The organism is Moorena sp. SIO1G6, assembly GCF_010672795.1.
Taxonomy (GTDB): domain Bacteria; phylum Cyanobacteriota; class Cyanobacteriia; order Cyanobacteriales; family Coleofasciculaceae; genus Moorena; species Moorena producens.
The window spans coordinates 76731-103681 of the sequence record NZ_JAAHFZ010000023.1; the positions used below are offsets into that span (position 1 = coordinate 76731).

At 43.8% G+C, this 26951-nt stretch carries 18 protein-coding genes; 6 read left to right on the forward strand and 12 right to left on the reverse strand.

What is annotated here, in order from left to right:
* Window positions 1–282 precede the first annotated feature (282 nt).
* A complete protein-coding gene (locus tag F6K63_RS21410) occupies window positions 283–489 on the reverse strand; it encodes an SPOR domain-containing protein (protein ID WP_008189068.1) in 207 nt (68 codons plus the stop codon).
* Between the two features lie 490 nt (window positions 490–979).
* Here F6K63_RS21410 and F6K63_RS21415 point away from each other — a divergent pair, with 490 nt between their 5' ends.
* The 3 genes from F6K63_RS21415 to F6K63_RS21425 all read left to right on the forward strand — a co-directional run bounded on the left by F6K63_RS21415 (window position 980) and on the right by F6K63_RS21425 (window position 7059).
* Window positions 980–1426 (forward strand): helix-turn-helix domain-containing protein, encoded by a 447-nt coding sequence (locus F6K63_RS21415; RefSeq protein ID WP_008189067.1) that lies wholly within the window; start codon window positions 980–982, stop codon window positions 1424–1426.
* 676 nt (window positions 1427–2102) lie between these two features.
* Window positions 2103–4070 (forward strand): ShlB/FhaC/HecB family hemolysin secretion/activation protein, encoded by a 1968-nt coding sequence (locus F6K63_RS21420; protein ID WP_287313075.1) that lies wholly within the window; start codon window positions 2103–2105, stop codon window positions 4068–4070.
* 259 nt (window positions 4071–4329) lie between these two features.
* Window positions 4330–7059 carry a CHAT domain-containing protein gene (locus F6K63_RS21425; RefSeq protein WP_287313081.1) on the forward strand — a complete coding sequence of 910 codons (2730 nt, stop codon included), beginning with the start codon at window positions 4330–4332 and terminating at the stop codon, window positions 7057–7059.
* Between the two features lie 112 nt (window positions 7060–7171).
* On the opposite strand, the gene F6K63_RS21430 is transcribed toward F6K63_RS21425, so the two are convergent.
* From F6K63_RS21430 to F6K63_RS21480, 11 genes are all read right to left on the reverse strand, one after another.
* Window positions 7172–8572, reverse strand: a complete 1401-nt coding sequence (locus F6K63_RS21430) for a CHAT domain-containing protein (protein WP_044495050.1) — start codon at window positions 8570–8572, stop codon at window positions 7172–7174.
* Between the two features lie 469 nt (window positions 8573–9041).
* Window positions 9042–10109: a magnesium chelatase ATPase subunit I gene (bchI, locus tag F6K63_RS21435; protein ID WP_008189063.1), complete on the reverse strand. Its 1068-nt coding sequence runs from the start codon at window positions 10107–10109 to the stop codon at window positions 9042–9044.
* A 439-nt stretch (window positions 10110–10548) separates the two neighbouring features.
* A complete protein-coding gene (locus tag F6K63_RS21440) occupies window positions 10549–10761 on the reverse strand; it encodes a hypothetical protein (protein WP_143764239.1) in 213 nt (70 codons plus the stop codon).
* Between the two features lie 71 nt (window positions 10762–10832).
* Window positions 10833–13094: a molybdopterin oxidoreductase family protein gene (locus F6K63_RS21445; protein ID WP_008189061.1), complete on the reverse strand. Its 2262-nt coding sequence runs from the start codon at window positions 13092–13094 to the stop codon at window positions 10833–10835.
* Window positions 13095–13563: 469 nt separating this feature from the next.
* The gene (locus F6K63_RS21450; RefSeq protein ID WP_044495048.1) at window positions 13564–15087 is read right to left on the reverse strand and encodes an MFS transporter; all 1524 of its coding nucleotides are present in this window, start codon (window positions 15085–15087) and stop codon (window positions 13564–13566) included.
* Window positions 15088–15911: 824 nt separating this feature from the next.
* A complete protein-coding gene (locus F6K63_RS21455; protein WP_287313076.1) occupies window positions 15912–17294 on the reverse strand; it encodes an ABC transporter substrate-binding protein in 1383 nt (460 codons plus the stop codon).
* 39 nt (window positions 17295–17333) lie between these two features.
* On the reverse strand, window positions 17334–18458 hold the full coding sequence (locus tag F6K63_RS21460) for an RNA-guided endonuclease InsQ/TnpB family protein (RefSeq protein ID WP_271969936.1): 1125 nt from the start codon (window positions 18456–18458) through the stop codon (window positions 17334–17336).
* Between the two features lie 60 nt (window positions 18459–18518).
* Entirely contained in the window at window positions 18519–20057 is a 1539-nt protein-coding gene (locus tag F6K63_RS21465) for a ferredoxin--nitrite reductase (protein ID WP_287313077.1), read from the reverse strand.
* A 269-nt stretch (window positions 20058–20326) separates the two neighbouring features.
* The gene (locus F6K63_RS21470; protein ID WP_287313078.1) at window positions 20327–21436 is read right to left on the reverse strand and encodes a hybrid sensor histidine kinase/response regulator; all 1110 of its coding nucleotides are present in this window, start codon (window positions 21434–21436) and stop codon (window positions 20327–20329) included.
* Between the two features lie 12 nt (window positions 21437–21448).
* Window positions 21449–23194 carry a histidine kinase dimerization/phosphoacceptor domain -containing protein gene (locus F6K63_RS21475; RefSeq protein WP_008189051.1) on the reverse strand — a complete coding sequence of 582 codons (1746 nt, stop codon included), beginning with the start codon at window positions 23192–23194 and terminating at the stop codon, window positions 21449–21451.
* Between the two features lie 111 nt (window positions 23195–23305).
* On the reverse strand, window positions 23306–24583 hold the full coding sequence (locus tag F6K63_RS21480) for a valine--pyruvate transaminase (protein ID WP_287313079.1): 1278 nt from the start codon (window positions 24581–24583) through the stop codon (window positions 23306–23308).
* Here F6K63_RS21480 and tsaB point away from each other — a divergent pair.
* From tsaB to F6K63_RS21495, 3 genes are all read left to right on the forward strand, one after another.
* The gene (tsaB, locus tag F6K63_RS21485) at window positions 24582–25373 is read left to right on the forward strand and encodes a tRNA (adenosine(37)-N6)-threonylcarbamoyltransferase complex dimerization subunit type 1 TsaB (protein ID WP_008189047.1); all 792 of its coding nucleotides are present in this window, start codon (window positions 24582–24584) and stop codon (window positions 25371–25373) included. The genes F6K63_RS21480 and tsaB overlap by 2 nt on opposite strands.
* A 174-nt stretch (window positions 25374–25547) precedes the next feature.
* The gene (gene dprA, locus F6K63_RS21490) at window positions 25548–26672 is read left to right on the forward strand and encodes a DNA-processing protein DprA (RefSeq protein WP_287313080.1); all 1125 of its coding nucleotides are present in this window, start codon (window positions 25548–25550) and stop codon (window positions 26670–26672) included.
* A 51-nt stretch (window positions 26673–26723) separates the two neighbouring features.
* A complete protein-coding gene (locus tag F6K63_RS21495) occupies window positions 26724–26870 on the forward strand; it encodes an endo-1,4-beta-xylanase (RefSeq protein ID WP_008189043.1) in 147 nt (48 codons plus the stop codon).
* Window positions 26871–26951: the final 81 nt, after the last annotated feature.

A 26951-nucleotide genomic window follows, 5' to 3' on the forward strand; every position in this document is an offset into this window, starting at 1 on the left:
CGCGTAGCGGCTCGTACCGAGCATCGCGTTAGCATGAGCAATTTCTATAGTTATCGAAAATTCCAACAATTTGGGATAATCATGATAGTGCTAGCAATAGCAACAAGGGGTTAAAATCCTTTACTGTTGGTAATTTCAACAATTAGTGATGATAGCGATCGCCTTTGGCGCGGCTGAGGCCAAAGGCCACGCTGCGCGAACGCCGATCCCATAGCGGTTAGTCCCAACCATCACGTAGGGTGACTGGATGTCAATTGAGCTAAGTTGAGCAACTTCTAAATCTTACTCCTCACTCCCCTCAGCTTCTTGATTCATAGGTTCAGGCAAATCAAAAATAATCACAAATTTACCATCAGGCATCAAGCGTTTAAGAGCCTTTAAGTGCCCCTCCGCATCAGACCGGTTCCGGTACCGACCAACAACCACCCGTTGCATCCTCGGCAATAGGCGGATGATTGCCCACGGGTATAGGCGTTCAGAGTAGGTCATAATTTAAGGTATCTCCTTAACTGGGGGTCTAGAGCCAGCCTTCGGCCTTCGCAAAACTTCAGGCTGGCTCTTAACGTTTTCACGTCAGATGATTCTATTATAACATACAAAAACTTTGATTATAACATATTTTGCAAATTTTTGTAACAAAGTATTGGGGGAATCGGGAGTCGGGAATCGGGAGTCGGGAATCGGGAATCGGTTAAAAAAAATAGCGCTAGATAAACTTGACTAAAGTATAGCGCTATTATAAACTGGTAACTTAATTAACCTAAACATCCCTTAAGACTCCAAAAAATAGCGCTAGATAAATTTCACCAAAGTATAGCGCTATTATAAACCTACCCACTTAATCAAATCAAACATCCCTTAGCACTTATAAAAAGTTAGCGCTAGATAAATTATAAATTTTTGTTAAAAAGCAACACAGTCTAGGAACTATGTGTTATCTTAAATATAAGATTAGCGCGATAGTAAAGGGGAACAAAAAATGAACCAACAAACCAAGATAGTCGGAACTACCCAAGCAGCTTTTCTTCTAGGGATTTGCGTCCAACGAGTTCGCCAACTTCTGAAAAATGGTAGAATTAAGGGCGCTCAAAAAGTAGGCAGATTTTGGCAAATTCCCCTATTTAACGGCTTGCCTAGGGTCAGTCCTGGTCGCCGTGGACCCAAGGGAACCTGGAGAAGAGGTTTCCAAAAGGTGGCGAGTTACATCCACGTCAACCAGAACGTGATTAAGCAAAATAAAAAGAACAACACCTACAACCCTGTGCTCACTGTCAAACAAGGTAACCGCAACACCTACGGTCATTATGTAGAAATCAAGGGTCCATCTCGGTTAGTCTATCAACCCAATTGTCCCAAGGATTGTGGAGCTACGGTGTGGCTGGAAGTTGACCCTTCTGTCGAAATTCTCACTAAAGTTTTTAGTTAATTGCAGGATGGGTATTAGCTTAGCGTTGCTGAATTAAGGAATGAATGCGCGATAATCTGGTTTTATTAAAGCCCCCTAAATCCCCCAATTCTGGGGGACTTTGAGAGTTTTGTTTCCCCACCGGTGCGCTTTCCGTCGGCGAATTAAATTCGCCACGGGTCGCACCGCAAAATTGGGGGGCTAGGGGGGCGAAACCATACCCAGAATCAGCAACGCCATTAGCTTGGGGTCATTTCAGCTGGAAGCTGCTTGTTTGCGTAGCTTAAGAATTTAAAAACAAGGTGTTAACTTGAAGGTTAAAACTTTAAAATTAATGGCTTTTGGTGTTCCTTGGCCTAAAGGCCAGGCTACGGGAACGGGTAGGTTTAAATTTGGCAAGTAGACAACTGCGGCCAAGTTTACTGTAGTTGGTTTAATGTTGTTGGCAAAGCGTTCAACTCAAACAGGACGCAAAAGTTATCCCTAGATGACTCATAGATCTACTTACTTGTTACTTGTCAAATTCAGCCAACGCAAAACTTATCGCTATATACACTGATAGATTGACAGATCTATTACATTAGTTGTCAATTTCTTGCCTTGCTCTTGACTACTGTTCCTGTTGTTTGTCACTCTAGCACCAGGAAAACTAATTAATAGTTCTTACCTAAGAAAAACCGTTACGATATGGTAAGTAATGTTTAGATTTGTTGCAGTAGTAAAAAGTTCATCTCTGTTAACCTTGGGTGTATTAGCAGTCGTTAGTAACCTAATCCTGAAACCTTTAGAAGCTGGGGCTGTTGTTAATGATCAGAGTCTGGTCTTCGTAAAGGATTCATTGCCACAGGAACCAGTGCCAATTCCAGAGAAATTGAACAAAGGGGATAATCAGGTTTTAGGGAGCGACACTGTAACAAATTTCAACGCCATGGGTATTAACCAGCTCCCGAGTCCTCCAGCCCCAGCAAAAATTAGTCAAGCCCTACCTCCAAACCTACGTCCGGGTATAGAGCTACCGGAGGAGCGGCGGCGAATCCCTTTCCCGGATCCTACACCTCGGGCTCCTAAACCTCCCTCTCTGGAACCAGCGCCAGAACCCCAACCTCCCCAGAAACTTCCTCCTGTGGATGAACTTCTTGACCCATCTACCCCTAGCCCTGATCTACCGGACGAAATTCTGGAGGATATTCCAAGACGAATCGTCATTAAACGCTTTAATATTATTGGCTCAACGGTATTCAGCCAGGAAAAATTAGCGGAAATTACCGATCCTTTCCTCAATCAACCCATCTCCTTGCCAAGATTATTTAAACTCCGGTCTGAGATCACCAAGTTATATGATCAGGAAGGATACGTTAACTCTGGAGCCTATATCCCACCTCAAGAACTTGAAGATGGGGTAGTTACCGTTGAGATTATCGAAGGGGAATTAGAAGATATTATTGTCAAGGGTCTGAGTCGGCTTAATCCTAATTACATCAAAAGCCGTCTTGCGATCGCTACCAAGAAGCCTCTGAATGTAAGGCGCTTACTGAACGGCTTACAAATGCTGCGACTCGACCCTCTAATTGCCAACATCTCAGCTGAATTGTCAGCGGGGGTGGAGCCTGGGGAGAGTTTGCTAGAAGTAACAGTAACTGAAGCCGATACTTTTAGCACCCAAATAGTAATAGATAATGGGCGCTCTCCCAGTGTAGGAAGCTTTCGGCGTCGTCCCCAAATTCGAGAAGGCAATTTACTGGGATTGGGAGATGCTTTAGAATTCAACTACACCAACACCGATGGTAGTGATACCTTTGATGTCAGCTACACCTTACCGATTAATCCCCGTAATGGTACTCTGCGCTTCGCCTATGGGACAACAGCTAGTGAAGTAATTGAGCCTCCTTTTGATAGGATAGATATTGACTCAGAATCACGGTTTTATGAGATAACCCTGCGCCAGCCTGTATTCCAAACCCCTACCGAAGAAGTAGCTATTGGTATAACCGGCTCACGCCAGGAAAGTGAAACATCTATCTTGAATAGACCCTTTGCTTTATCAGCAGGAGCTGATGATGAAGGGCGTACGCGGATTAATGCCATCCGGTTATTCCAAGAGTGGACTAAGCGCAGTGAGCAACAAGTGTTAGCAGCTCGTTCCCAGTTAAGTATCGGGATTAGTTCAGGAGATACTACGATTAACAGGGGTGGACCCGATAGCAATTTCTTCGCTTGGCGTGGTCAAGGGCAATGGGTAAGGCTACTGGCACCAAATACTATATTATTAATCCGAGGGGATGTGCAACTAGCAGACCGAGGCTTGGTACCATTAGAACAGATAGGGATTGGGGGTTTACAGAGTGTACGGGGCTATCGCCAGGATCTGATTCTATCCGACAATGGTGCGTTTATTTCTGCGGAGCTGCGTCTGCCAATTATTCAGAATGATAGCGGAACTCTAGTGCAGTTGACTCCTTTTCTTGATTTTGGTACTGGCTGGAATAGAGACGATGATATTGATGATAACACGATCGCATCCCTTGGTCTAGGTTTGCGATGGCAGCAAGGAGATTTACTGGAGGCTAATATCGGCTGGGGCTTGCAGTTAGTGGATGTTGAAACTAGGGATAGAACGTTACAGGAAGATGGCTTCTACTTTTCGGTGATTTTTAGACCATTTTGAACATAAAAATTAAAATTCTAAATTCTAAATTCTACATTCTAATTAAGATAGCGTTTTTCATAGTGATGAGGTGCAGCAAGGGAGAAAATGAATCATGGTCAAAAAAAGGATATATTATGGTAGTCTAGCGAGAGTAAATCGAAAATCCTTAGGGTTGAGGATAAGGCGGTGGATAAGGTTACCTCTAATTGCTATATTAACAGCGTTACTGTGCAATTTAGTCCCTCCGGTTTTAGCGACAGTCCCACAAACTTTGAAAGTGGAAAGGTTGAAGGTTGAAGGGGATATTGCTCTTAAAGCTACTAACCTTAAACCTGATCACCTTAAAGCTGCTAATCTTGACCTTTCGGCCACGCTACGGGAAAAACCTGCTAACTTTCAACCTGCTAACTTTGGCCTTTCGGCCACGCTACGCGAACAACCTAAGAACCTTGAACAGGCTAACCTGACAGTTTCCAGGTTACTTAAACAGGGGAAAGGTCTTTACGATTCAGGTAGATTTGCCGAAGCAGTAGATGTTTTAGAACAAGCTCTTAAGACTAATCAGGCTCAGGGAGATCAACTCTCAGAAGCGATGGTGTTGAGTAATCTCTCGTTGGCTTATCAGCAACTGGGGTTATGGACTCAAGCCAAGAATGCGATCGCTAATAGTGAAAAACTATTGCGCTCTATAAAATCCCCCGATTCGACAGCATACTTACAAGTGCTGGCGCAATCCCTAATGATAAAAGGAAGTATTGAGCTTGGTTCATCAGAAGCAAAAGCAGCAATGGAAAGTTGGGAGCAAGCTGCAGTAACTTATGGTGAATTAGGGGATGAAGCTGGTGAGATTCGCAGTCAGATTAATATAGCCCAAGCCTTACAAGACTTAGGGATGTATAAGCGGGCGTTGAATCTACTCAATCAGGTCGAGGAATCGTTAATTGCTCAACCTGACTCTTTGAATAAAGCGATATTGTTGCGATCGCTTGGGAATATGCGTCAATTAGTAGGACAGCTGAGCCAATCCCGGCAAACCTTAGAAAAAAGCTTACAGATTGCCCGAAGCTTATCATCGTCTGAGGAAATTAGCGCTACACTATTTAGTTTAGGCAATACAGCCCGGGCTCAGCTTAGCTCAGGGGATACAGCGCAGGCTCAGCAAGAATTAGACGAAGCTATTGACTACTATCAACAAGCATTCAATGAGTCTACGGATCCAATCACTAAGCTTGAAGCCCAATTAAATCAACTTAGCTTATTGATTGATACTAAAAGGATAAAGCAAGCCCAAGCACTAATCCCTCAAATCCTGCCCCAACTAGAATCCTTACCTCTGAGCCGCCGCAGTATCTATCTGAGGATTAATTTTGCTCAAAGCCTAATGAAGGATGAAGTTAAAAGTATTAAGGATGAAGGAAATGTTGAGATTTCAGCCAAGAGACTTCAGCCTTCGGTTAAGATGGCGGTAGCTCCTTCTTATGAAATTGCTAAAATCCTAGCTACTGCGGCACAACAGGCTAAAGGATTGGGAGATAAGCGAGCTGAAGCTTATGCTATTGGTACTCTAGGTCAACTGTATGAGCAAAATCAGCAGTTGCCAGAGTCTCAAGACCTGACTCAACAAGCCTTAAAGTTAGCTCAGGAAATCAATGCTCCGGATATTAGCTATCGCTGGCAATGGCAACTGGGACGTATTTCGACAGGGCTTGGAGAAGAGGAAAATGCGATCGCAGCTTACACAGAAGCTGTTAACACCCTCAAGTCTCTACGCAGTGACCTAGTAGCTGTTAACCAACAGGTCAGGTTTACATTTCGAGAGAGTGTAGAGCCAGTTTATCGAGAATTCGTGCAATTACTGCTGCAATCAGACAGGAATGAAGCCAATCCCGACAACTTGGAAAAAGCTCGTGAGATCATTGAGTCACTACAGTTAGCCGAACTAGATAACTATTTTCGCTCAGCCTGCTTAAATGCTACTCCTGTAGTGATTGATCAAGTCATCGACCAAGTTGATACTAAAGCAGCATTAATTTATCCTATCATACTACCAGAAAGCGTGGATATTATTATCCGCTTACCCCAACAACCACTGCGCCACTATAGAACAGAGCTTCCCCAAGACCAAATTGAATCTACTCTGGAAGACCTGCGTCACTTCCTACCCCAGCTTCATCGACGGAAATTTTTCCCAATGTCGCAGCAGGTATACAATTGGATAATCCGACCGATTGAAGAGGATTTAGCTAACTCTCAAGTAGACACCCTAGTATTTGTTCTTGATGGAGCCTTGCGCAATATTCCGATGGCAGCACTTCACGACGGTAAGCAGTATTTAGTCGAGAAGTATAGTATAGCGCTAACCCCTGGACTAGATTTAATGAATCCCCAGCGCTTAGTCAGGGAAGATATCAAAGTCCTAACGGCTGGGTTATCTGAATCCCGTCAGGGATATAATCCTTTGCCATTTGTAGAAGTAGAGCTAGAGAAAATTAAGGCTCAAGTTCCTAGTGAAATCTTACTCAATCAGGACTTTACTGAAACCAACTTTGAAAATTCTGTTGAAGCAGCTCCTTTCCCAGTAGTACACATCGCCTCCCATGGTGAATTTAGCTCTGAAGCTGAGAAGACGTTCATTCTGACCTGGGATAGTAAGATAAATGTTAATGAGTTGAAGGACTTACTGCAAACAACAGACCTACGCCAATCCACTCCGATCGAATTACTGGTGCTGAGTGCATGCCAAACAGCAACTGGGGACAAGAGAGCGGCTCTGGGTATAGCTGGTGTAGCGATAGAAGCAGGAGCACGTAGTACTCTTGCTACTATTTGGCTAGTGGATGATGAAGCCACAGCTGTGTTAATGAATCGATTTTACCAGGAACTTACTGACAAATCAATCTCAAAAGCTGAAGCCCTCAATCGCGCCCAAAAATCAATTTTACAAGACCCAAACTATGAACATCCTTATTACTGGGCTCCTTATATTATGGTAGGGAATTGGTTGTAGTAGCGTTAGCCATCAGCGGTCAGCAGTCAGCAGTCAGTGGTTAGTTGTCAGTGCTCAGCTGATAGCTGATAGCTGATAGCTGATGGCTGATGGCTTAAAGAAGAGCAGGGTTTTACCAAGGATTACCAACTACTGTAAAAGCCGCCCAATAATAGGGATGGGATAAATCTTCGTAGTTGAGAGATGCTAATTCTGGAGGCAAGGATACATTTGGTCGATCAGTAACACTAGCCAAACTTACCTTTTGTTTCAACATCCCAATCTGAGCTTGTCGCAAGGCTTCAGCCTTAATTGGTACAGTTTTAAGAGACCGATAAAATTCACTCATCAGCACTAAGGTTCCACCATCGCTGACATACCATAAACTAGCGACTGCTGACTTGACATTGGCGCGAACTGCTAATCCCGCAAAGCCTAGCTCAGCTTCTTTATCCCCGATGGCAGTTTGACAAGCACTCAGCACCAATAATTCTACCGCTGGTGAGTGCCAACGTAATTCAGCGAATGTATATAAAGTCAGTTTACTATTCCAAAACTGAATATAAGACTTGTTTGGTTTTCCCGCCTGGAAGTCTGAATGAGTTGCCAGGTGCAGGATTTGAAAATTCTTATGATATCCCAGTTGCCACTGTAGATTAGTTAGGGTAAAATCTTTATTGAGGAAAGATTTTCCTTGCCAGGGATATTGGGTGATAACAGATAACTCTACCGGCACAGCAGGTAAGGAATTGTGTTCATTAAATTCTGATGCCCCCATAGCCAAAACATCGGAATTTTTCAGATCACTATAAACGGTATCTGTTAATTTGAAGGCCGGAATCAGGGCTAAGCTATACTTTTCGACCAGAAACTCTTGGCCATCATGTAAGGCAGCAAAGGGCAGGTGGCGTAACCCTCCACCTAGGCAAAAAATTAGATTATCGATACCTTGAGTTTTAAGGTATGGTTCCAATGGCTCAATCATCCACTGATAGAGTTGCTGAGCTACTGGTAGATAATCTTTAGTGTGTCTACGAATAGGATGAGTAATAGTTTGGATAAACTCTTGCACTAGGCTCAACAGAGCTTCCTTATTGGCTGCGGAGACACGCTTGTGAATGGGCTTACCTTCTGGTGTAATTAATACCAGCTCTAGTTGCTGGGGTCGCGGAACCATATAGATAAGACCAGGCTTTTGACCAGTTTGATTGGTGATTTTGCCAAGAGTATCAGCAATTTCCTCCACAGTGATGGATTGGTCAGGAAAATTGATGCCTAGGTGATTCTGATATTGTTTTTCCCAAGTTTGTTCAATTAAAGGTACTGCTTCTACTACTTGGTTATTGTCCAGGGCTTGTCCAAAGTTGGGGGGATTAACAGCTGGTGATTGAGCAATAGTTTGAGTAAGAGCATTGGAGCCAATATTGTTAGACATTGGCCTACTGACTTGTGCCTGCACCGAAAGAGCACTGATAGTTCCGGTGAAGTGTAGTGTCGCTAGGAACCAGCTAAAGCTAGTCGCTATTCGTTTCATAGTTACCTCACGGGTAAAAGCAAAGGTAAGTAGCAAACGTAAGTATTTAGCGTGGGCGTAGCGTGACCTACGGTCAATCGCGCTACGCCCACGTTACACGAAGGCACTTATCCAGTCAGCTTTGGAATCAAGCAAAACTTAATAATTTGGCTGAAAGTGGCCAATAGATAAGTTTTTCTTGACAAATCTCCGTTTTTCGGATTATCCTGATTAGGAGTAGCTGAAAGCTAAACGCTAAACGCTGAATACTTACGATTAGAAAGAGCACAATTGACAGCAGATGGATTTTTCATCCATCTGTCAGAATAGTCAATCTTTTTTAAAGCAAGCCATTATAGCAATCCTATTGAATGGGAATCAGGATTGCTAATCTAATTAGGATTGCTCTCTATTACTTATCCGCCTTGAGTTAACTATTTATGCAAGAAAGAAAATTAATTATTTAAGAAAGGTATTGCACTACAGTAAATCAATCTTCTTCAGCTGCTTCAACCCCAAAAACACGGTTAAAGGATTTCTGCACCTTATATCCTGAATCAATCGACTCCAGGGGGTCTTTACGCAAGCGGTGTCGTAAACATAAGGTAATCACCCGGCGGATATCATCCACGGTAACTTCAGTTCGTCCTTCAAATGCAGCCAGGGCCTTAGCCGCCCGATTAGTCACAATATCACCCCTGAGCCCATCCACATCCAGTTCTGAGCAAACTTCTGAAATCTTGACCCGAAAGTCGTAGTCCATTTCTACTTCAGCAAGTCGCTCTTGAGCCATTACTATCTGTTTCTGTAATACTTCTTGCTCAGATTGGTGCTGTTCAATATATTTGTGAGGATTTTGGTCAAAATATCCCCGTTCTTCCACAATTTTGACTCGCAGCACTGGTTCTTTGACCGTACGGATTTCTGCGTGCATCCCAAAGCGGTCTAGTAACTGGGGTCGTAATTCTCCTTCTTCCGGGTTACCAGAACCTACTAACACAAAGCGAGCAGGGTGGCGAATGGATATGCCTTCCCGTTCTACAGTATTCCAACCACTAGCAGCGGAGTCTAGGAGTACATCCACTAGGTGGTCATCCAGCAGGTTAACCTCATCTACATAGAGGATGCCTCGATTAGCTTTAGCCAGAAGTCCTGGTTCAAAAGCTTTGACACCTTCAGATAATGCTTTTTCTATATCGATTGTACCACAAACCCGGTCTTCAGTTGCCCCTAAGGGTAAATCTATCATGGGAACTTTTTTCTTGACCGAAGTCCTGGATGCAGATGCTCCATTACCATTGCCCATCCAGTCAGGATCCAATGGGTCACTGTTAAAGGGGTCTTCAGCAACTACATCGATTTCTGGTAATAAATCAGCTAAGGCACGAATGGTAGTAGATTTGCCTGTGCCGCGATCGCCCATGATCATTACTCCCCCAATTTTGGGATCGATCACATTTAGGAGCAATGCCAGTTTCATTTCTTCTTGACCGACAATGGCAGTGAAAGGAAACACTAGGCGGCGAGTAGTCTTGGGCGCTTGGGCAGTAGGACTCACTGGGATTACTTAATTGTTATGGTTGATTTTTCTCGACGATTACTATTTTGCCATAGGGCGTGCCCTGAGAGTTGATCAGTCTTTTCCCTTTTAGCAGGAACTTCCAGTCGCTCCAGAAGTCCAGCCAAGATCTATGCCTATAAACTTCATAATTTACTCTTTTTCACAAAAATTAATGAAAATCTGTAACTAGTGTTACTTTTTGTGTTTTTATTTGGTAAATATAGCTACTTTTTACCAAAATGTTTGTATGATTCAAAATGTAAAGGATTTCGGTGTATAAACAAATACCAAGTTGCCGACTGTCCCTGCAACTTGGCATGAAGACGAACAATGCACTGCATCCTGACAGGAAGCAGTGAACTATCCATATATTCGTACACATCTATTTTGAGGTTTTAGTCATGAGCATGCAAGAGCTTAGCAGCACAACCCAGTCTCATGTTGTAACTACACAGTGGCAGCATCCAGTCAGGATGACTATGCTGATAGTTTTGTGCTCCTTGGTGATGGGGTTAGTGCCGTTTATGTCTATTTCAAATTTTGCCCAGACACAAACCCAGACTCCAATCACCCTTGGTGAGGCAGGTCTTTGGGAAACTCTCGGAGAGCGCAATTGAAGGTTGTTCGCGTAGGGTGGCCTTTTGGCCAAGGTTGAAGGTTGAAAGTTGAAAGTTGAAAGTTGAAAGTTGTTCGCCGGATAGGGTTCCGGTAGGTTAACAATTACCTCAAAACTTTGAGCTTCTCTAGAATTGGTGTTCCTATTGGCTCTTGGTCGGGATTTTGCGATCGCATACTGTCAGTTTCACTGATGGGCACCAAGTTGACAGCACAGGCTTTTAATTCTGGTTCCAGGGAAATGGGACAAGATTCGGGATGGGTCAGAGCATTAGCTTCTGCCTGATTTGCCCACAAAGCTCCCCAGTGCATGGGAGCAAACACTGTACCAGGAGTAATAGCTTTAGTGACTTGAGCTGGGAAGCGGCAAGTTCCGCGACGCGATCGCACTTCTACCCAATCCCCATCTTTAATCCCCAGCTTCTGGGCATCACGGGGATGAATTTCTAGTAACGGATAGGGGTACATTTTGGTGATTTTCTCAATCCGTCCGGTGCGGGTTTGGGTGTGCCAGTGACCATAAAGTCTGCCACTGGTCAGCACCAACGGATACTCGTCCGACGGGGGTTCTGCCAGTCCTTTAGAATGGAAGGCAGCAAATTTTGCCTTGCTATCGGGCGTATTGAATCGGAAGTCAGTATAAAGCCGTTTGCCACTATTGAGTGATGATTTCTCAGTGCTGAGTGACTTAGAAGACTCTTGGTTTTGTAACTCCTCAGGGCAAGGCCATTGAATCGGACCGTCTTTCCGTAAGCGTTCGTGACTAAGTCCGGTCATGTCACAAAGTCGTCCACGGCTCAGTTGGACAAATTCCCCATAGACAGCAGCAGAGTCAGTAAAGTCAAATTCTTTAGTAAAGCCTAGGCGACGCCCTACTTCCGCAAAGATTTCCCAATCCGGTCTGGCTTCCCCTGGTGGATTACGGAATTGGGGGCAAAGGGTGACAACTCGCTCAGAGTTAGTCATAGCGCCAGTTTTTTCACTCCACTGGGCTGCTGGCAGCAAGACATGAGCATAAGCAGCGGTTTCAGTGGGGTAGTAGGCATCTTGATAGACAGTGAAAGAGGATTTTCTTAGGGCTGCCTTAGTTCGTTCAATATCGGGCATACTCACAGCTGGGTTAGTGGCAGCAATCCACAAAAAACCGACTTCTCCTGTTTCTAAACCTTTGATCATGCTCCAAGCATCAAGACCAGGATTAGGAGAAATTGTCCCTGGCTTGAGTTTCCATAACTGTTCCACCTCACTACGGTGTTGGGGATTCTTTACTACCCGATAACCCGGTAAGATGTGAGCCAGTCCCCCAGCTTCTCGTCCTCCCATAGCATTAGGTTGACCAGTTAGAGAAAATGGTCCTGTTCCTGGTTTACCAATGTTGCCTGTCATCAGGTGCAGATTGATGATGGTGCGGACTTTAGCGGTACCTTCTGAGGATTGGTTAACCCCCATTGACCACAAAGACAGGACACGCTTTGATTTTGCCCAGTAGCGAGCGGCTTCCTCAAGTTCATGCACCGGTATACCACATCTTTCGGCAACGATATCCGGTGGGTAGTTGATAATTACCTGAGCGTATGCGGAGAAGTCGCTGGTACACTCCTCAATAAATTCCGTGTCCAGTTTACCCCAGCGCAATAGTAAGTGAGCCATACCATTGAGTAAATCAATGTCAGTACCCGGTTTAATCGCTAGATGTAAATCAGCCAGCTTAGCAGTAGACGTGCGGCGAGGATCTACCACTATCATTTTAACATGACGATGCTTTTTGTGATGCTTACGTAGACGGTTAAATACAATGGGGTGACAGTCTGCTGTATTAGTCCCAATCAAAAAGGCACAGTCAGTTAATTCTAAATCGTCATAGCAGCAGGGAGGACCATCGGAACCAAAACTTTGGATGTATCCAGCTACAGCTGAGGACATACACAGGCGGGAATTAGCATCAAAGTTATTAGTACCGAGACAACCTTTGAGCAATTTCTGGGCAATATAGTAGTCTTCGGTTTGGAACTGACCGGAACCGTACATACAAATTGCTTCTGGTCCTTGGGTGAAGCGGACTGTCTGAATCCGATTCACTACTCGGTCTAGGGCTTCATCCCAACTGACTCGCTGAAATGGTTGGTCTAGGGAATCCCGCATCATGGGATACTTGAGGCGGTCTTTATCCAAAGACTCGCTAACCGTGGCACCTTTGACACAAACCATACCCTGGTTTGAGGGATGAGAGCGATCGCCTCTGACTTTCCAAATCGGATTGCCTTGGCTATCTCGATAGGTAGCACGACCAGAACCAGCTGGAGGCAATACTTCCAGACCACAGCCCACCCCACAGTAGGGACAGAGTGTCTTAGCTGAGTCAGTCATGATGTTTTCCCCCAATTTTTTTTTTTCACTATTTTTATAGTTTGTAACTATATTAAATAGTTTTTAAATTGATTGATGATTAATAATTCTTATATCAACTATTAGCTATTTATAACAAACGTTTATCTAAAATTAATCATACATTAGTTAATCAACTAGTTAGCTAAATTAGTTACCGTTTTGAGGCTTTTGCAGGAGCAATCACATACTTCCAGAGGCTTTTGGGAAAATTTCTGTTAATTCCAAATCTTGCTCAGTCTTGAAGAGCTGATAGCTAAAGGCTGACTATTTTTTTCCTTGTTTAAGAAGCGATTATTTCGCAGGTGCGACCCGTGGCGAATTTAATAATTAGATGCTGAAAGCACACCTTGTAAGTTTTGGGGCAATCTTGATTAAGATTGCCCCACTTCTATCTAGATATTTTTGAGCCATCTAGTGTAGAGTGCGTTCAACTAGACCCACCAAGTAACTAGTTCATCACGTCTCCAGCTCCCATACTGGCAGCAGGGCTAGCAGCAGTAGCGTATTGTTCTTCCCCTTCATGGAGGTCAGCAAAGGAACCCTTAGGTTCTTTTAAGACTAGGAAGCACAGGAAGGCAACAATCAAAGCTGTAACACCCAACATCTGGAAGAATATGCGGTTACCCACATCTCCTGCTGGCAATAAACTGAAGATAGTCAGGTAAGCGACAGCACCCACGTTTCCGTAAGCACCTACGTTACCAGCCACCTGACCGGTGATCCGTCGCTTCACCAGAGGTACGATGGCAAAGGTAGAGCCTTCTCCAGCTTGCACAAAGAAGGAACAAGCCATGGTCAGCAGTACCGCACCAGGAAGCCACCAGCCTCCTTTCACCGTACTGAAGATCAGATAGCCAATACCCATACAGAATGTTAGAACTGCCATGGTCATCTTGCGGCTACCCAGTTTATCAGAGATTAAACCCCCACCAGGACGGGACATCAAGTTCATGAAGGCGTAGCTAGCAGCAATCATCCCGGCTGCTTGTTTGCTCAGTCCGAAGGTGCCTTCAAAGAAAGCAGGGAGCATAGAAACTACAGCTAATTCAGAGCCGAAGTTAACAACGTAGGTCAACTCTAGAATGGCAACTTGAGAAAAATTGAAGCGGTCTTCAGGAGGATAGCGCTTACGACCTGCTAACAAATCTTTGTTAACTGCCCAGCAGTTGTAAGCTTGGAACAAATACAACCCAAGTAGACCAGCCCAAACGATGTAGAGAACATTTTGCTCGAAAAAGCCTACTTTATTCAAGCGCCAAGCCAGGACACCAAGAATGATGGATAGAGGAGCATTCATCACCATCAGAAACCAAAAGTCTTTTTTGGTGGTGACTTCCATTCCTCTGGCGCTTTTGGGCTTCTGATAAACTTTGCCTGGGGGAGTATCTTGGACGTTAAAATAATAGAGGACACCATACAGAGCAGCGATAATCCCGGTCCCAGCAATGGAAAAGCGCCAGTTCAGACCTGGACTGCCAAAGGCTAAAAATGCGGCAATGGTAGGTAGGGTAAAGGCTGCTGCTGCAGAACCAAAGTTACCCCAGCCCCCGTAAATACCTTCGGCTAAACCAATTTCTTTGGGAGGGAACCATTCTGCCGTCATCCGGATGCCAATCACAAAACCTGCACCTACGATACTCAGTGCCAAGCGGCTAATCACCAGTTGACTAAAGTTCTGTGCCGAGGCAAAAGCAATACAAGGTATTGCTGCATAAATCAGCAAAAGGGAGTAGGTGATTCTTGGTCCGTATTTATCTAACAGCATCCCGATGATGATACGGGCAGGCACTGTCAGGGCAACGTTACAAATTGCGATGGTTCGGATTTGACCTACTTCGAGACCGAAGTCTGATTTCACCTGTGTTGCTAGGGGCGCTAAGTTGAACCACACTACAAATGACAGGAAGAAAGCAAACCAGGTCATGTGGAGGATTTTATACCTACCACGAAAGGACCACATTTCTGCGAGCATCTATATACCTTTCCTCTACTCAAACAAACTACGAAAACAGAAGATTCACGCACCAACAGCATTAGCCATTACAGCTGAGCGTTTGGGTTAATTTAGTCTCCTCCAAAAACTACTCCAAAGAATCCCTTTCAAAACAATCCAGCTGATCGGTTGCCATCAACTTGCTGACTGATTAAAGTTACCTATTAGTTTGAATACTATAGCTTATTGTTTTAGGGTAATTCTTTCGGAATTCATTGCTACAGTAATCGCCCATAGATACTAATTTTCTGAGGTTAACTTAATACTATTGTTCAGGTACTAATAGTGACACCCCTGAAACAGAAGTTTCGTATGATTTGTTACAAATCATTTTATTGATTGAATTAAATGCATAATTAATATTCAATAGTTACATCAAGGTAATAAAATTGCGGTGTTGGGCAATTGTGTGATTAATTGAGGATAATGGGTAATGGGTAATTGACTACTGACCACTGACCGAACTATACTTAATATCATTCCTGAGTTATAGTCATTTCAATTTAGATTGAGACAACTATTTATTGCTATGAAATGGTTTTATCCGAAAAAGTGTTCCATTCTTATTTGAAATGACTATAAGCAAGGCGGATTAGTGAAGCAGCTGAAGGCTGATTATTGCTTATAGCTGTATGGCATTCTGAATCAGCTAATGTGATGCAAGACTTGGGCGCATAAGAAGTGTAGAGACTTTCTATAGATAAAGTCTCTAGGTTTGCTTATTTTGGTGTGCTTTTTTAGGTAGGCTTTTTTCCTTGGTCCATGGTTAGATCTTAGTTGACGGATAGCTAATAGCTGAATGCTTAATTCACACCAGCAAACAGCTGAGAACGATCAGCTCGGATATCGAAACCATTGAGGTAATTAACTGGCTGACTAGGATCAAATGCTCTTTGATCCACAAACACATCAGCAGGTTCAACCCTCATACGCTCACTAGGTAGATCGATTTTCAACGCCTTGGCAACCTCTTCATAAATTTTCACTGGATAAATCCGGTCGATAATTTTATCCGCATCCTTAGGATATTGACGTCGGTTAATATGACGCCAGCGAATCATTTGGGTTAGCAACCAAACACCATGGGAGCGCCAAGGATAATTAGCATGATTGGGCTTTTTCAGATAGTCTGTATCTTGGAAGTGAAATAAATTAAAATCAGGGATTGCTTCAAATCGGTCTTTCTGGTCAAAGCCACCATAATTATAGTTGCCCAGTAAAGAACCTTCTATATAATTTACCTTAGTGTCGATGTATTTGCTCCTAGATATAATCTGAGCAATTGACTGGCGATTTTCTAGTTGGTCACAATACTGACAAGCTTCCAAAACAGCCGCTACCAAGGCTCGGGCGGTTGTGGGATGTTTTTCTGCCCAAGGTCCCATGGTTGCGAGTATTTTTCCTGGATGACCTTTCCAAATATCCCGATTGACATAAACCGTAAATCCAGACTGGTCTACAACTGCTCTTTGGTTCCAGGGCTCATCTAAACAGTAGCCATCTACTATCCCAGCTTGGAGTTTGTATACCATTTGAGATGGTGGAAACTCGATTAACTTAATCTGTTTATCGGGATTAATCTCTATAGCTGATAGCCAGTAGAGAAGGGTATAGTTTGCCATGGAGTTGGTCAAGTCTATCCCTAGCTTGAGGGGCTCGGCTAATTTTTTAATGTATTTCCTGTAGGAGTAGGCAAAATCTTGGAAATTATAGTACTCCGTTGAAGCACGAATAGCACCTTGCCAAGCTTTTTTGGAAAAGGTGATCCCAGCACCATTGCGATTGAGCATCATTAGAGATATCACTGGTGCCTTGGGTGAACCAAAATTGGTTAGTATTGGCAATCCAAACAAGGCAACGCAGGCATCTATACCCCATGATAGTAAGTCTTTGTGAACCGCTGACCAGTCAGGATATTTTTTAAGACCCACATTCAGACCATAACGCTGAAAAAAACCCTTTTCTTTGGCAATGATTAAAGGAGCACAGTCAGTTACAGGAACAAAGCCAATGGTGAGGTTAGTTTTCTCTAACTTACCAAAGTTAGCTGGAGGTCCTTGAGTTGGCTCAGAGGAGCGATCGCGTTTTGGGAAATCGAATAGATTATTTGAGCTACAGGCACTAAAACCACATCCTACTGTGGCATACCCGATGTATTTGAGAAACTTGCGGCGCTGCTGCTCCATAAAACTGATACAAACCTAGCTAATGCTAGTTAATGCTGTTTATTTCCTGCTTCTTTCGGGACTGTCGGCAGCACCCCGTCCACAGGCAGACACCGTAGAGCCCACGGCGTTTTTCAGATTTATCGCTGCGTTCAAATCCCTGTCCAGGATTAGACCACATTCACTACAGTTATACGTCCTGATTGCCAACGGCATCTTCTGACGATGCCCGCAACTTGAACAAAGCTGAGATGATGGATAGAACCTATCCACCTTTACCAATTTGGCACCATACCACTGACACTTATACTCAAGTTGTCTTTTGAATTCATAGAATCCTTGGTCAGCGATCGAACTAGCCAGCTTATGATTAGCCATCATTCCCGATACATTTAAATCCTCAATTACCACCGTGCCGTGGTTTTTGGCTAAGTAAGTTGTGAGTTTTTCCAATGTGTCTTTGCGAATGTTGGCAACTCTTTGATGCTGTAATGCTAATCGGTTTACTGACTTGTGCCAGTTCTTGGAACCTTTTGTCTTTCTCGACAAATCACGGTGTAATCTAGCTAGTCGCTTTTTAGCTTGGCGGTAGGGTAATGAACCAGTGAAAACCTTCCCTGTACTAAGGGTGGCTAATTCTTTTATTCCCACATCTACCCCAACCACATCGATTTGTTTATGTGTTGGTTGTGGTTGATACTGATAATGAAAGCTCAGATACCAGCCGTCAGCTTGACGAGATATAGTGATTTTTTTTGTTTCTAAATCTGGCAATGGTTCATAAGTTCTTACCCATCCCAACTTGGGTAGTTTGTGCTTGCATCCTGAAAATTTTATCGGTTTTCCCGAATTATCTATGGTGAAGCTATCGTGTCTACCCTTTTTTTTGAATCTGGGATATTTCCCTAGTCCTTGGAAAAAGCATTTGTAAGCTGAGCCTAAGTTAATTAAGGCGTACTGGTACACTTTGGATGATAGTTGACTCATCCAAGGGTAGTTAGGTTTAACGTGGTGGGTAAACAATTTTCTGATTGTACTCACTGAGGGTTTCAATCCTTGTTGAGAGGCTTCCTGCCATATTGCCAAGCCCCAGTTGTATACCCATCGAGAGTACCCAGCATGTTGTGCCATCAAGGTTTTTTGATAGTTATTGAGTTTTAGTTTAGTCTTGAGCGCTTTATACATGCTTGATAACCTTTGCTAAGGTTTTCTATTCACTATTAGCAACTCCGACTCAGAACTAACCTAGTGGGATTTTGCTCCAAAATTCTCGATCAGTATATTACCCAAGACCTCTGGTAAGTCATCACAAGCCACACTTTTGAGCACACACTCGCCCAGTTTAGCATCTTTCCCGACTTTGCCACCCATGTAAATATTGACTCCTTCAACAGACTTACCGTCTTTACGCACCTTGGTTCCCATCAAACCAATATCAGCTACTTGGGGTTGACCACAAGAGTTGGGACAACCTGTCCAATGAATCCGCACGGGGTTTGGTATGTCTAACTTTTCTTCCAGTTCCCGAACTATTGCCAAGGCACGATTTTTGGTTTCAATCAGAGCAAAATTGCAGAACTGTGCTCCTGTGCAAGATACTAGAAGCCGTTCTAGGGGTTTGGGCTCAAGGGTAAATTTCTGCAAGAGGGGTTCAGCTAAGAAAGCGTCGAGATTAGCATCCGGAATATTCGGAATAATCACATTCTGCTCAACTGTGAGGCGGATTTCGCCACTGCCATAAGCCTCAGCCATCCGTGCCATATCAAACATCTGCTGAGCATAAAGCCTACCAACCGGGACGTGTAAACCCACATAATTCAGACCTGGTTGCTTTTGGGCAAAGACACCGATATGGTCTCGCTTTTCCCAATCTATTTCATCGTCAGGAGCAGCCGTAGGGAGTTCTCTACCAAACTGCTTACTGACTTCCTCCCGGAACTTGTCAATCCCCAACTCATCAATCAACCACATCATCCGGGATTTTTGCCGATTCGCCCGCGAGCCTTTATCCCGATATACTTCTAGGATAGCACGACACAAGTCAACTACATCATCATTAGGCAGTACCCAAGCATTGAGGGGAACAGCAGCTTCACAACGACTGGCGGAGAAAAAGCCACCTACGACTACATTAAAGCCTAGTTCTCCATCTTTGTAGGCAGGCACGAAGGCAATATCATTAATTTCAGCATGGACTGAGTTATCCCGACCCCCTTCAATCGCAATATTGAATTTACGGGGCAAGTTAGTAAACTCATAATTCCCTTGGCTGTTATTAGTGATCATGTCCTGTACTTTTTGGACAAGATCCCGAGTGTCAATTAATTCATCGCGATCTATCCCCGCCATGGGAGAACCAGTAATATTGCGGACATTGTCCATACCAGATTGGACGCTAGTTAAGCCAACTTGCTCGAACCTGCGGAAAATATCAGGCATGTCTTCAATGCGGATACCTCGCAACTGGATGTTTTGGCGAGTTGTAATATCAGCACTACCATCTTCACCATAACGCTGGACTATCTCAGCTAGTACCTGCATCTGAGTGCTGTTGACAATCCCGTTGGGTGTCCGCATCCTTAGCATGAACTTGCCTGGAGTAACAGGTCTATAAAAGACACCCATCCACTTCAGCCGATGCTGTAGGTCATCTGGATCTATTGCTTCCCAGCCAATTCTGGCAAACTCTTCTATTTGTTCCTTAATGGCAAGACCATCTTTCTTTGCCTTGAATTTTTCAAATTTGTTCAGTTTTTTGGCGGCTGGCTTAGCTGCGCTGGTCATAGCTGTTCCCTCGTTGCCTATTGCTCTATTGCGATAAGTTTTGTCCAGAGCCTCTGATGTCACTACTCTTGATGTTGATAAATTAATTTAAAGTATTGCTAAAATTTTGTATATTTTGTTACTTAATAATGATTTTAATTAAAAAAATGCATAAATTAAATGCACAAATTGCATTATAAAGTTATATCAAGTCTGCCCCTGCTCCAGAAGCTCCCCTGCACCCGAAGCTTCCCTGCTGTCATAACCATGGCATTCAAAGGAAGACCAGCTTACTCCCAATCCTGACTGGACAGGGGTAGTCTAACGGTAAACACAGTACCGACACCAACCTGGCTATCTACCAAAATTTGACCACGGTGCTGCTCTACACTCTTTTTAACAATCGATAATCCTAGACCTGTACCAGGAATATCCCCAACATTGCTAGCTCGCTGGAAAGGTTCAAACAGCTGGGAAAGCTCTTGTTCGGGAATACCAATTCCCGAGTCTTTAATTTTAAAAATTGCCCAGTTACCTTCCACGGTTAACTGAAACTCTACCGTTCCCCCTTCAGGAGAATACTTAATCCCATTGGATAGCAAGTTATTGAAAATATATCTGAGGAGTTGGGTATCCATATAGGCATCAGGAATATTACCTTGAGAAGTCAAAATAATCCTATGGCTCCCCTCGGTAGCCAACTGCATCTGCTCTATCAAATCAGAGCATAATTCTACTAGGTTAATTGGAGTTGGGTGAAAATTTAGCTTGTTTCCTTCTGCTTTTTCAATAAAGAGGATTTCATCCAAGAGTTGGATCATATCTTGGATAGAGCCTTTAATTTGCTCAAAATACTTGCGATGTTTATCCTTGACCAAATCTTTGCTATAACGTTCTAACAATTCAGTAGCTAGGAGAACTTTACTCAGAGGTGTACGACATTCGTGGGAAACAATAGAGACAAAGCTAGATTTTTGTTCTCTAAGCTCCTGTTCTATTACTAGTGCTTGACGGATTTTTGTTTCTGCTTGGAAGCGAGAAAGGGCAATTTCAATGGTAACTCGCAGTTCTTCTTCCTCAAATGGTTTCAGGAGGTAACCAAACGGTTGGGTTATCTTAGCTCTTTCTAGGGTGATATCATCACTATAGGCCGTCAAATAGACCACTGGGATATTCCATTTTGTCCTAATCAGTCTGGCAGCAGTCACTCCATCTATTTCCCCTTTCAGACGAATATCCATCAGGATTAAATCCGGTTGAATTTCCTCAGCTTTTATAACTGCTTCTTCTCCAGATACAGCCACAGCAGGAACCATGTACCCTAGGAGTTTGAGGCTATTCTTGATATCCATAGCCACAAGGGTTTCATCTTCAACAACTAGGATTTTTTTCTTGGTCATGCTCGACTTGCCCTAGAGATCCAGTGAATGGGGAAACTTTATTTCTAATCTAGTGCCTTGGCTACAGTCAAGGATGATGTTACCCCCCAGTTGTGCAGTCAAGTTACGAACAATACTCAAACCAAGGGATTTAGTGGATTGAAAGTCTAAATTGTCCGGTAAACCAATACCATTATCACTTACCTTCAGGATTAGCTGACCCTGTTGATCTGAACTTAGACTGATTTCCATCTTACCCTCTTGATTTTCAGGAAAGGCATATTTGAGTGAATTAGACACCAATTCATTGATGATTAGCCCACAGGGAATAGCTACATCAATGGTCAAGGGAGCTGTGGTAACTTCGATATTGAGGGCGATTGTCTGTGGGTTAATGCCGTAGGAACGGAACAAGTTATTGGTTAAGGTTTGAATGTATTTTCCGAAATTAATCTGGGCTAAATTTGGCGATTGATACAGCTGCTGGTGAATCAGAGCCATAGATTGAACCCGATGCTGGGAATCTTTGAACAAACTTAATGCTTGTGGATCTTCAACTTTCCTTGACTGTAGTCGGAGTAGGCTAGAAATAATTTGCAGGTTATTTTTGACCCGGTGATGAATTTCTTTGAGCAAAACCTCTTTTTCGGTTAGAGAGGCTCTCACCTGATTTTCTGCTTGCTTGCGTTCGGTGATATCTACAATTTGATAAAAAAATTTTCGGGGCTTACCTTGAGAATCCCTGACTAAAACTGCTTTCTTGGTCAAAACATGGATCACTCTACCATCTTTGGAGAGTAAGCGATTTTCCATCTGAAAGTGGGATGTTCTTCCTGGCCACAAGTCTTGATTCGGGGTAAGGTTAATTGTCAAATCATCGGGATGGATAATATCTGTAGCCTTTTTCTGCCCCAGTTCCTCGGCTGTGTAACCAACCGTGTCACAACAGGCTTGATTAACCTTTAGCACGGAGTCATCAGTGCTGGTAATTGCCATACCCATGGGAGAGAGTTCAAAAATCAGGCGAAATTGTTCCTCACTTTTGCGAAGTTGTTCATTGACGAACCGTAGGTCAGAAGTCCGTTGTTCGACTCTGAGTTCTAGTTCTTGGTTGAGCTGTTGTAGAGCTAATTCTGCCTGTTTATGCTCGGTGATATCAATCCCTACACACACGGCTGCAGCACCTTGCTGGTACTTCTGAGCGGCAATTAGATAATATCTCGAAGAATTTTTCACTTTCAGCTCGACCACCTGGGAAGCTCCTGAGTCCCGACAGGCGAGAAACTCACCCATAAAGCCAACAAACTGAGGGCTGCTCTCCAGAAAGCCCAACTCTTTACCGACAAAAGTCTCTGGAGGTAATTGCAGGCTCTGAGCCAGATGTCGGTTCACCCCAAGATATCGACCATCAGCACTAATCCAAGACACCGCTCCCGGTACAGCATCCAAAACTGCCTCTAGTTGCTCTTTTGCTTGTCGCAGCTGATGATTAGCTTCGGACAATTCTGTTGTCTGTTTTTGAAATTGGTATTCCAATTGCTGATCACCCAGAAGCCATTTCTCCTGAACCTGCTTACGGTTGGTGATTTCCGGTTGTAATTGCTGATTGACCTGAGTTAACTGAGCAGTTTGTTGTTCCACTACTTGCCCAAGTCCTTTGATAATCCTACACATCTGTGTAGAGTCAAGGGTGGTGAGCAAGTTAGGCTGGTTAATAATGCCTAGCAACTCCCCTAGATCGCCAGTTTCCAACACTTGTGCTAGCTGCTGCTGTTCCATCTGTTAATATAGTTTGAATATTACTTAATAAGTACTCACCGAACAAGTACTATGGAACGCTGTTAGATGATCACAACATCTCCAACGGAAACACTATCTCCAACGGAAACACTAACCTGACCCAATCCGATAGACTTCCTCGACCAATGTTGCTAAACGCTGCATGGCAATTTCAATTTCTTCTTCAGTAGCGGTAAGGCTGATGCGAATGCACTGTTGCTGGTGAGACCAGTCTTCTCGTAAGCCGGGGAAAAATGTACTCCCAGGCACAACAATCACACCCACCTGCTTCAACTTTTGGTACAGTTCCCAGTCGGTAATTGGCAAATCCTGTAACCACAACCAAGCAAAGATAGCTCCTTCACCCCGATGCAAGAACCAAGGCAAGTCTTTGGGCATAGATTTGTCTAATGTAAGTTCAAGGGTCACAAACTTTTTCTGGTAGTGGGGGCGAATCACATTAGTGGCAATCTCGGGGAGTAATCCAGATGCGATCGCTTTTGCGGCAATAGCTTGTCCATAGCGGGACGAATGAATACAAAGATTGGTCTGGAAGGATTCCAAAATGCTAATTAGCTTGGGATTTCCAATGGCTACACCAACCCGTTCCCCTGGTAGTCCAGCTTTTGATAAACTCAGACAGTGGATGATATTGTCTCGAAAGACTGGTGTCATTTCGGTAAAGTTCAGTGCTGGAAACGGTGGAGCATAAGCTGCGTCAATCAACACTGGCACATTGAATGGTGTAGCTATTTCGGCAATTTTGATTACTTCTTCATCGGTGATAACATTGCCAGTGGGATTACAGGGACGGGAAACAATTACACAGCCAGTCTCTTGGCTAATCTTTAATTGGCTGAAATCAGGGCGATACTTAAAGCGGTGTTGCTCGTGATTAATTTCCAGAGTAGGTTTGTATGCATATACTGCTTCTGGAGTCAAGCTTACTCCTCCATAGCCAGTGTATTCTGGAGAAAGGGGCAAGACAACTTGTTTGAGTTGGCCGCTGCTGGTGTAGCCACCAAAAACGTTAGCGGCGTAGAAGTAAATGGATTGAGAACCGGGAGTAATCAGGATATGGCGATCGCTTAGGGAAAGACCGTAGCGTTGATTGAAATCCTTTGCGATCGCATCGATCAGAGGCTGGTATCCTTGAGATGACCCATAGCGGCAAATCACCTCACCGTAGTCTGAGCTAGCCAACAGTTGTGCCGTACAATCGCGCCAAAGTTGCTCGACTTCTGGCAAAATCACTGGATTCCCTGCACTGAGATTAATCCAATCTTGTCCCTGACCAGCTCGTAGGGTTTCGATAATATCTTTCATAATCGCTCGGACACCAGTCAGTTTGGACATCTGAGTCCCAATTTGAGTCAGGGTAGGATCCATGGATAGTGATAACCTTTTGGCTTTGAGGATACTTGATCAAGCTTCTCCAATCGAAAATCATACCAAAATGCCGATTCTCGAACCAAACAAATATGCTCTTGCCCTTCACACCACTAGTCCTCAACTGGGGCTGGTGATCAGTAACTTTGCCAAGGATACCCGCTGCCAAACTTGGGACTTAGGGCGAGAGTTGTCTGCCCAATTGCATCAGCACTTGACTGAATTTCTGAATTCCCAAAGTTGGGAAAACTTAGAATTCATTGCGGTAGCTATTGGACCAGGTAGCTTTACGAGTACCCGTATCGGTATAGTTACTGCTCGTACCCTAGCACAACAGTTAGATATTCCCCTGTTTGGCATTTCTACACTGGCAGCGATCGCCTGGTTAGGGGAAGAGGGGAAAGAGGGGGAAGAGGGAGCTATGTATCAAGACAACTCGGGATCAGCAATCAGCAATCAGCAATCAGCAATTAGCACTCAAAACTTATCACTAAGCACTCAGATTGCTATTCAAATGCCTGCCCAACGGGGTCAGCTGTATACCGCCATCTATCAGCCATCAATAGCTGGTTTGGGGCTGAGGAAGATTTTACCAGATGCTGTCATGACTTCAGATCAATGGAAACAAGTTTTGGATACCTTAGAAACACCATTACGATTGCTAGAGGCTCCGGCCAATTTAGGGAGTTATGCTAGGGGTGTCTTGGAACTTGCTTATCTCGATTGGCAACAGGGAAAGCGCCCCAACTGGTCAGAAGTACTGCCGTTTTATGGACAGCATCCAGTTTAAGAATTAAGAATTAAGAATTAAGAATTAAGAATTAAGAATTAAGAAAATTATATTTTTTTGATAATTTATAATTGAATTTATGGAGTATTTTTGATTTTTTTTTGATAATTTATAATTGGATTGATGGGGTATTTTTTGATTTTTTTTTGATAATTTATAATTGGAGCGAAGCGATTGACCAAGCAAGAAGAACGTGCGTACTGGCTAGCATGGTCAGAAGTTCCCGGTATCGGATCAGTATTGCTCCAACGGCTACACCAACAGTTTGGAACTCTGGCAGAGGCTTGGAAAGCGTCAGCTTCAGAGTTAGGAGCAGTTGAGGGGTTCGGGGTGCGGCTGATCGAAAGAGTAGTGAAAATGCGTGGGCAAACTAATCCGCAACAGCTACTTGAGCAACACTTGGTCAAAAATCCTTGTTTCTGGACACCAGCGGATGGGGAGTATCCCCGCTTGTTACAAGAAATTCCTAGTCCTCCCGCAACGCTATACTATAGCGGACTAGTTGATCTACAAGAAAATTACGGTAGCAAGCCGATAGTCGGTATTGTGGGTACCCGCAATCCCACCGAATACGGTAAACGTTGGACTCGTAAAATCAGTGCTACCCTTGCTAAGCATGGTTTTACAGTGGTGTCCGGTATGGCAGTGGGAATTGATACACAAGCCCATCGTGGGTGTCTGGAAGCGGGTGGTAGAACCATAGCAGTTTTGGGAACTGGTCTTGATGTGGTATATCCCTTGAGCAATAGTTATCTTTATAAACAAATTCAAGAGCAGGGATTGGTAATCAGCGAGTATCCAGCCAGTACCAAACCCGCACGCTCCAACTTTCCCCAACGGAATCGGATTATTGCTGGTTTAAGCCGTGCAGTTTTAGTGATGGAAGCGCCTAACAAGTCCGGAGCGCTAATTACTGCTAGGCTAGCCAATGAGTTCTGTCGGGATGTCTATGCACTACCAGGTTCCTTAGATAATCCCAATTCTATCGGTTGTTTGGGACTGTTAAATCGAGGTGCCCATGTAATTTTAAGTGAAGGTCACTTGTTGGAAATGCTGGGAGCTATTCCAGAACTTGACCCCCACTCGGCTATAGAAAAACCTTTACCCGTACCGACCTTAGAGCCAGAATTGGCAAAAGTGTTGGATGCGATCGCATTTGAACCAACCTCATTCGATATCATTGTCCAGCAAGCAGCTTTAGAAGCAGGCTCAGTATCCAGTGCCTTGTTACAGTTGGAACTAATGGGATTAGTGTCTCAGGCTCCAGGGATGCGATATCGAAGATTGATAACTGAATAGTTATTTAATGATTAATACAAATAACACTAATTTACGTTCCTTGGCTTTCAGATGCACGTTAGTATTCAAAATCCTCCCAAGCCAGAAGACATAGCAGCAAACATGAAGCGTCTGGGTGAGTTGGGATTGCAGGTTCAGGTCACCGAGATGGACTTGACACTCCCCGCTTTAAAAAGACGGGGATTCCATGATCTTTGACCGGCCTTAAACCTTCGTGTCCAAATGGCAATATCTAAGCCGAAATCCCGTCAAGACTAAGATTTCAGTTCAGCTCACGAA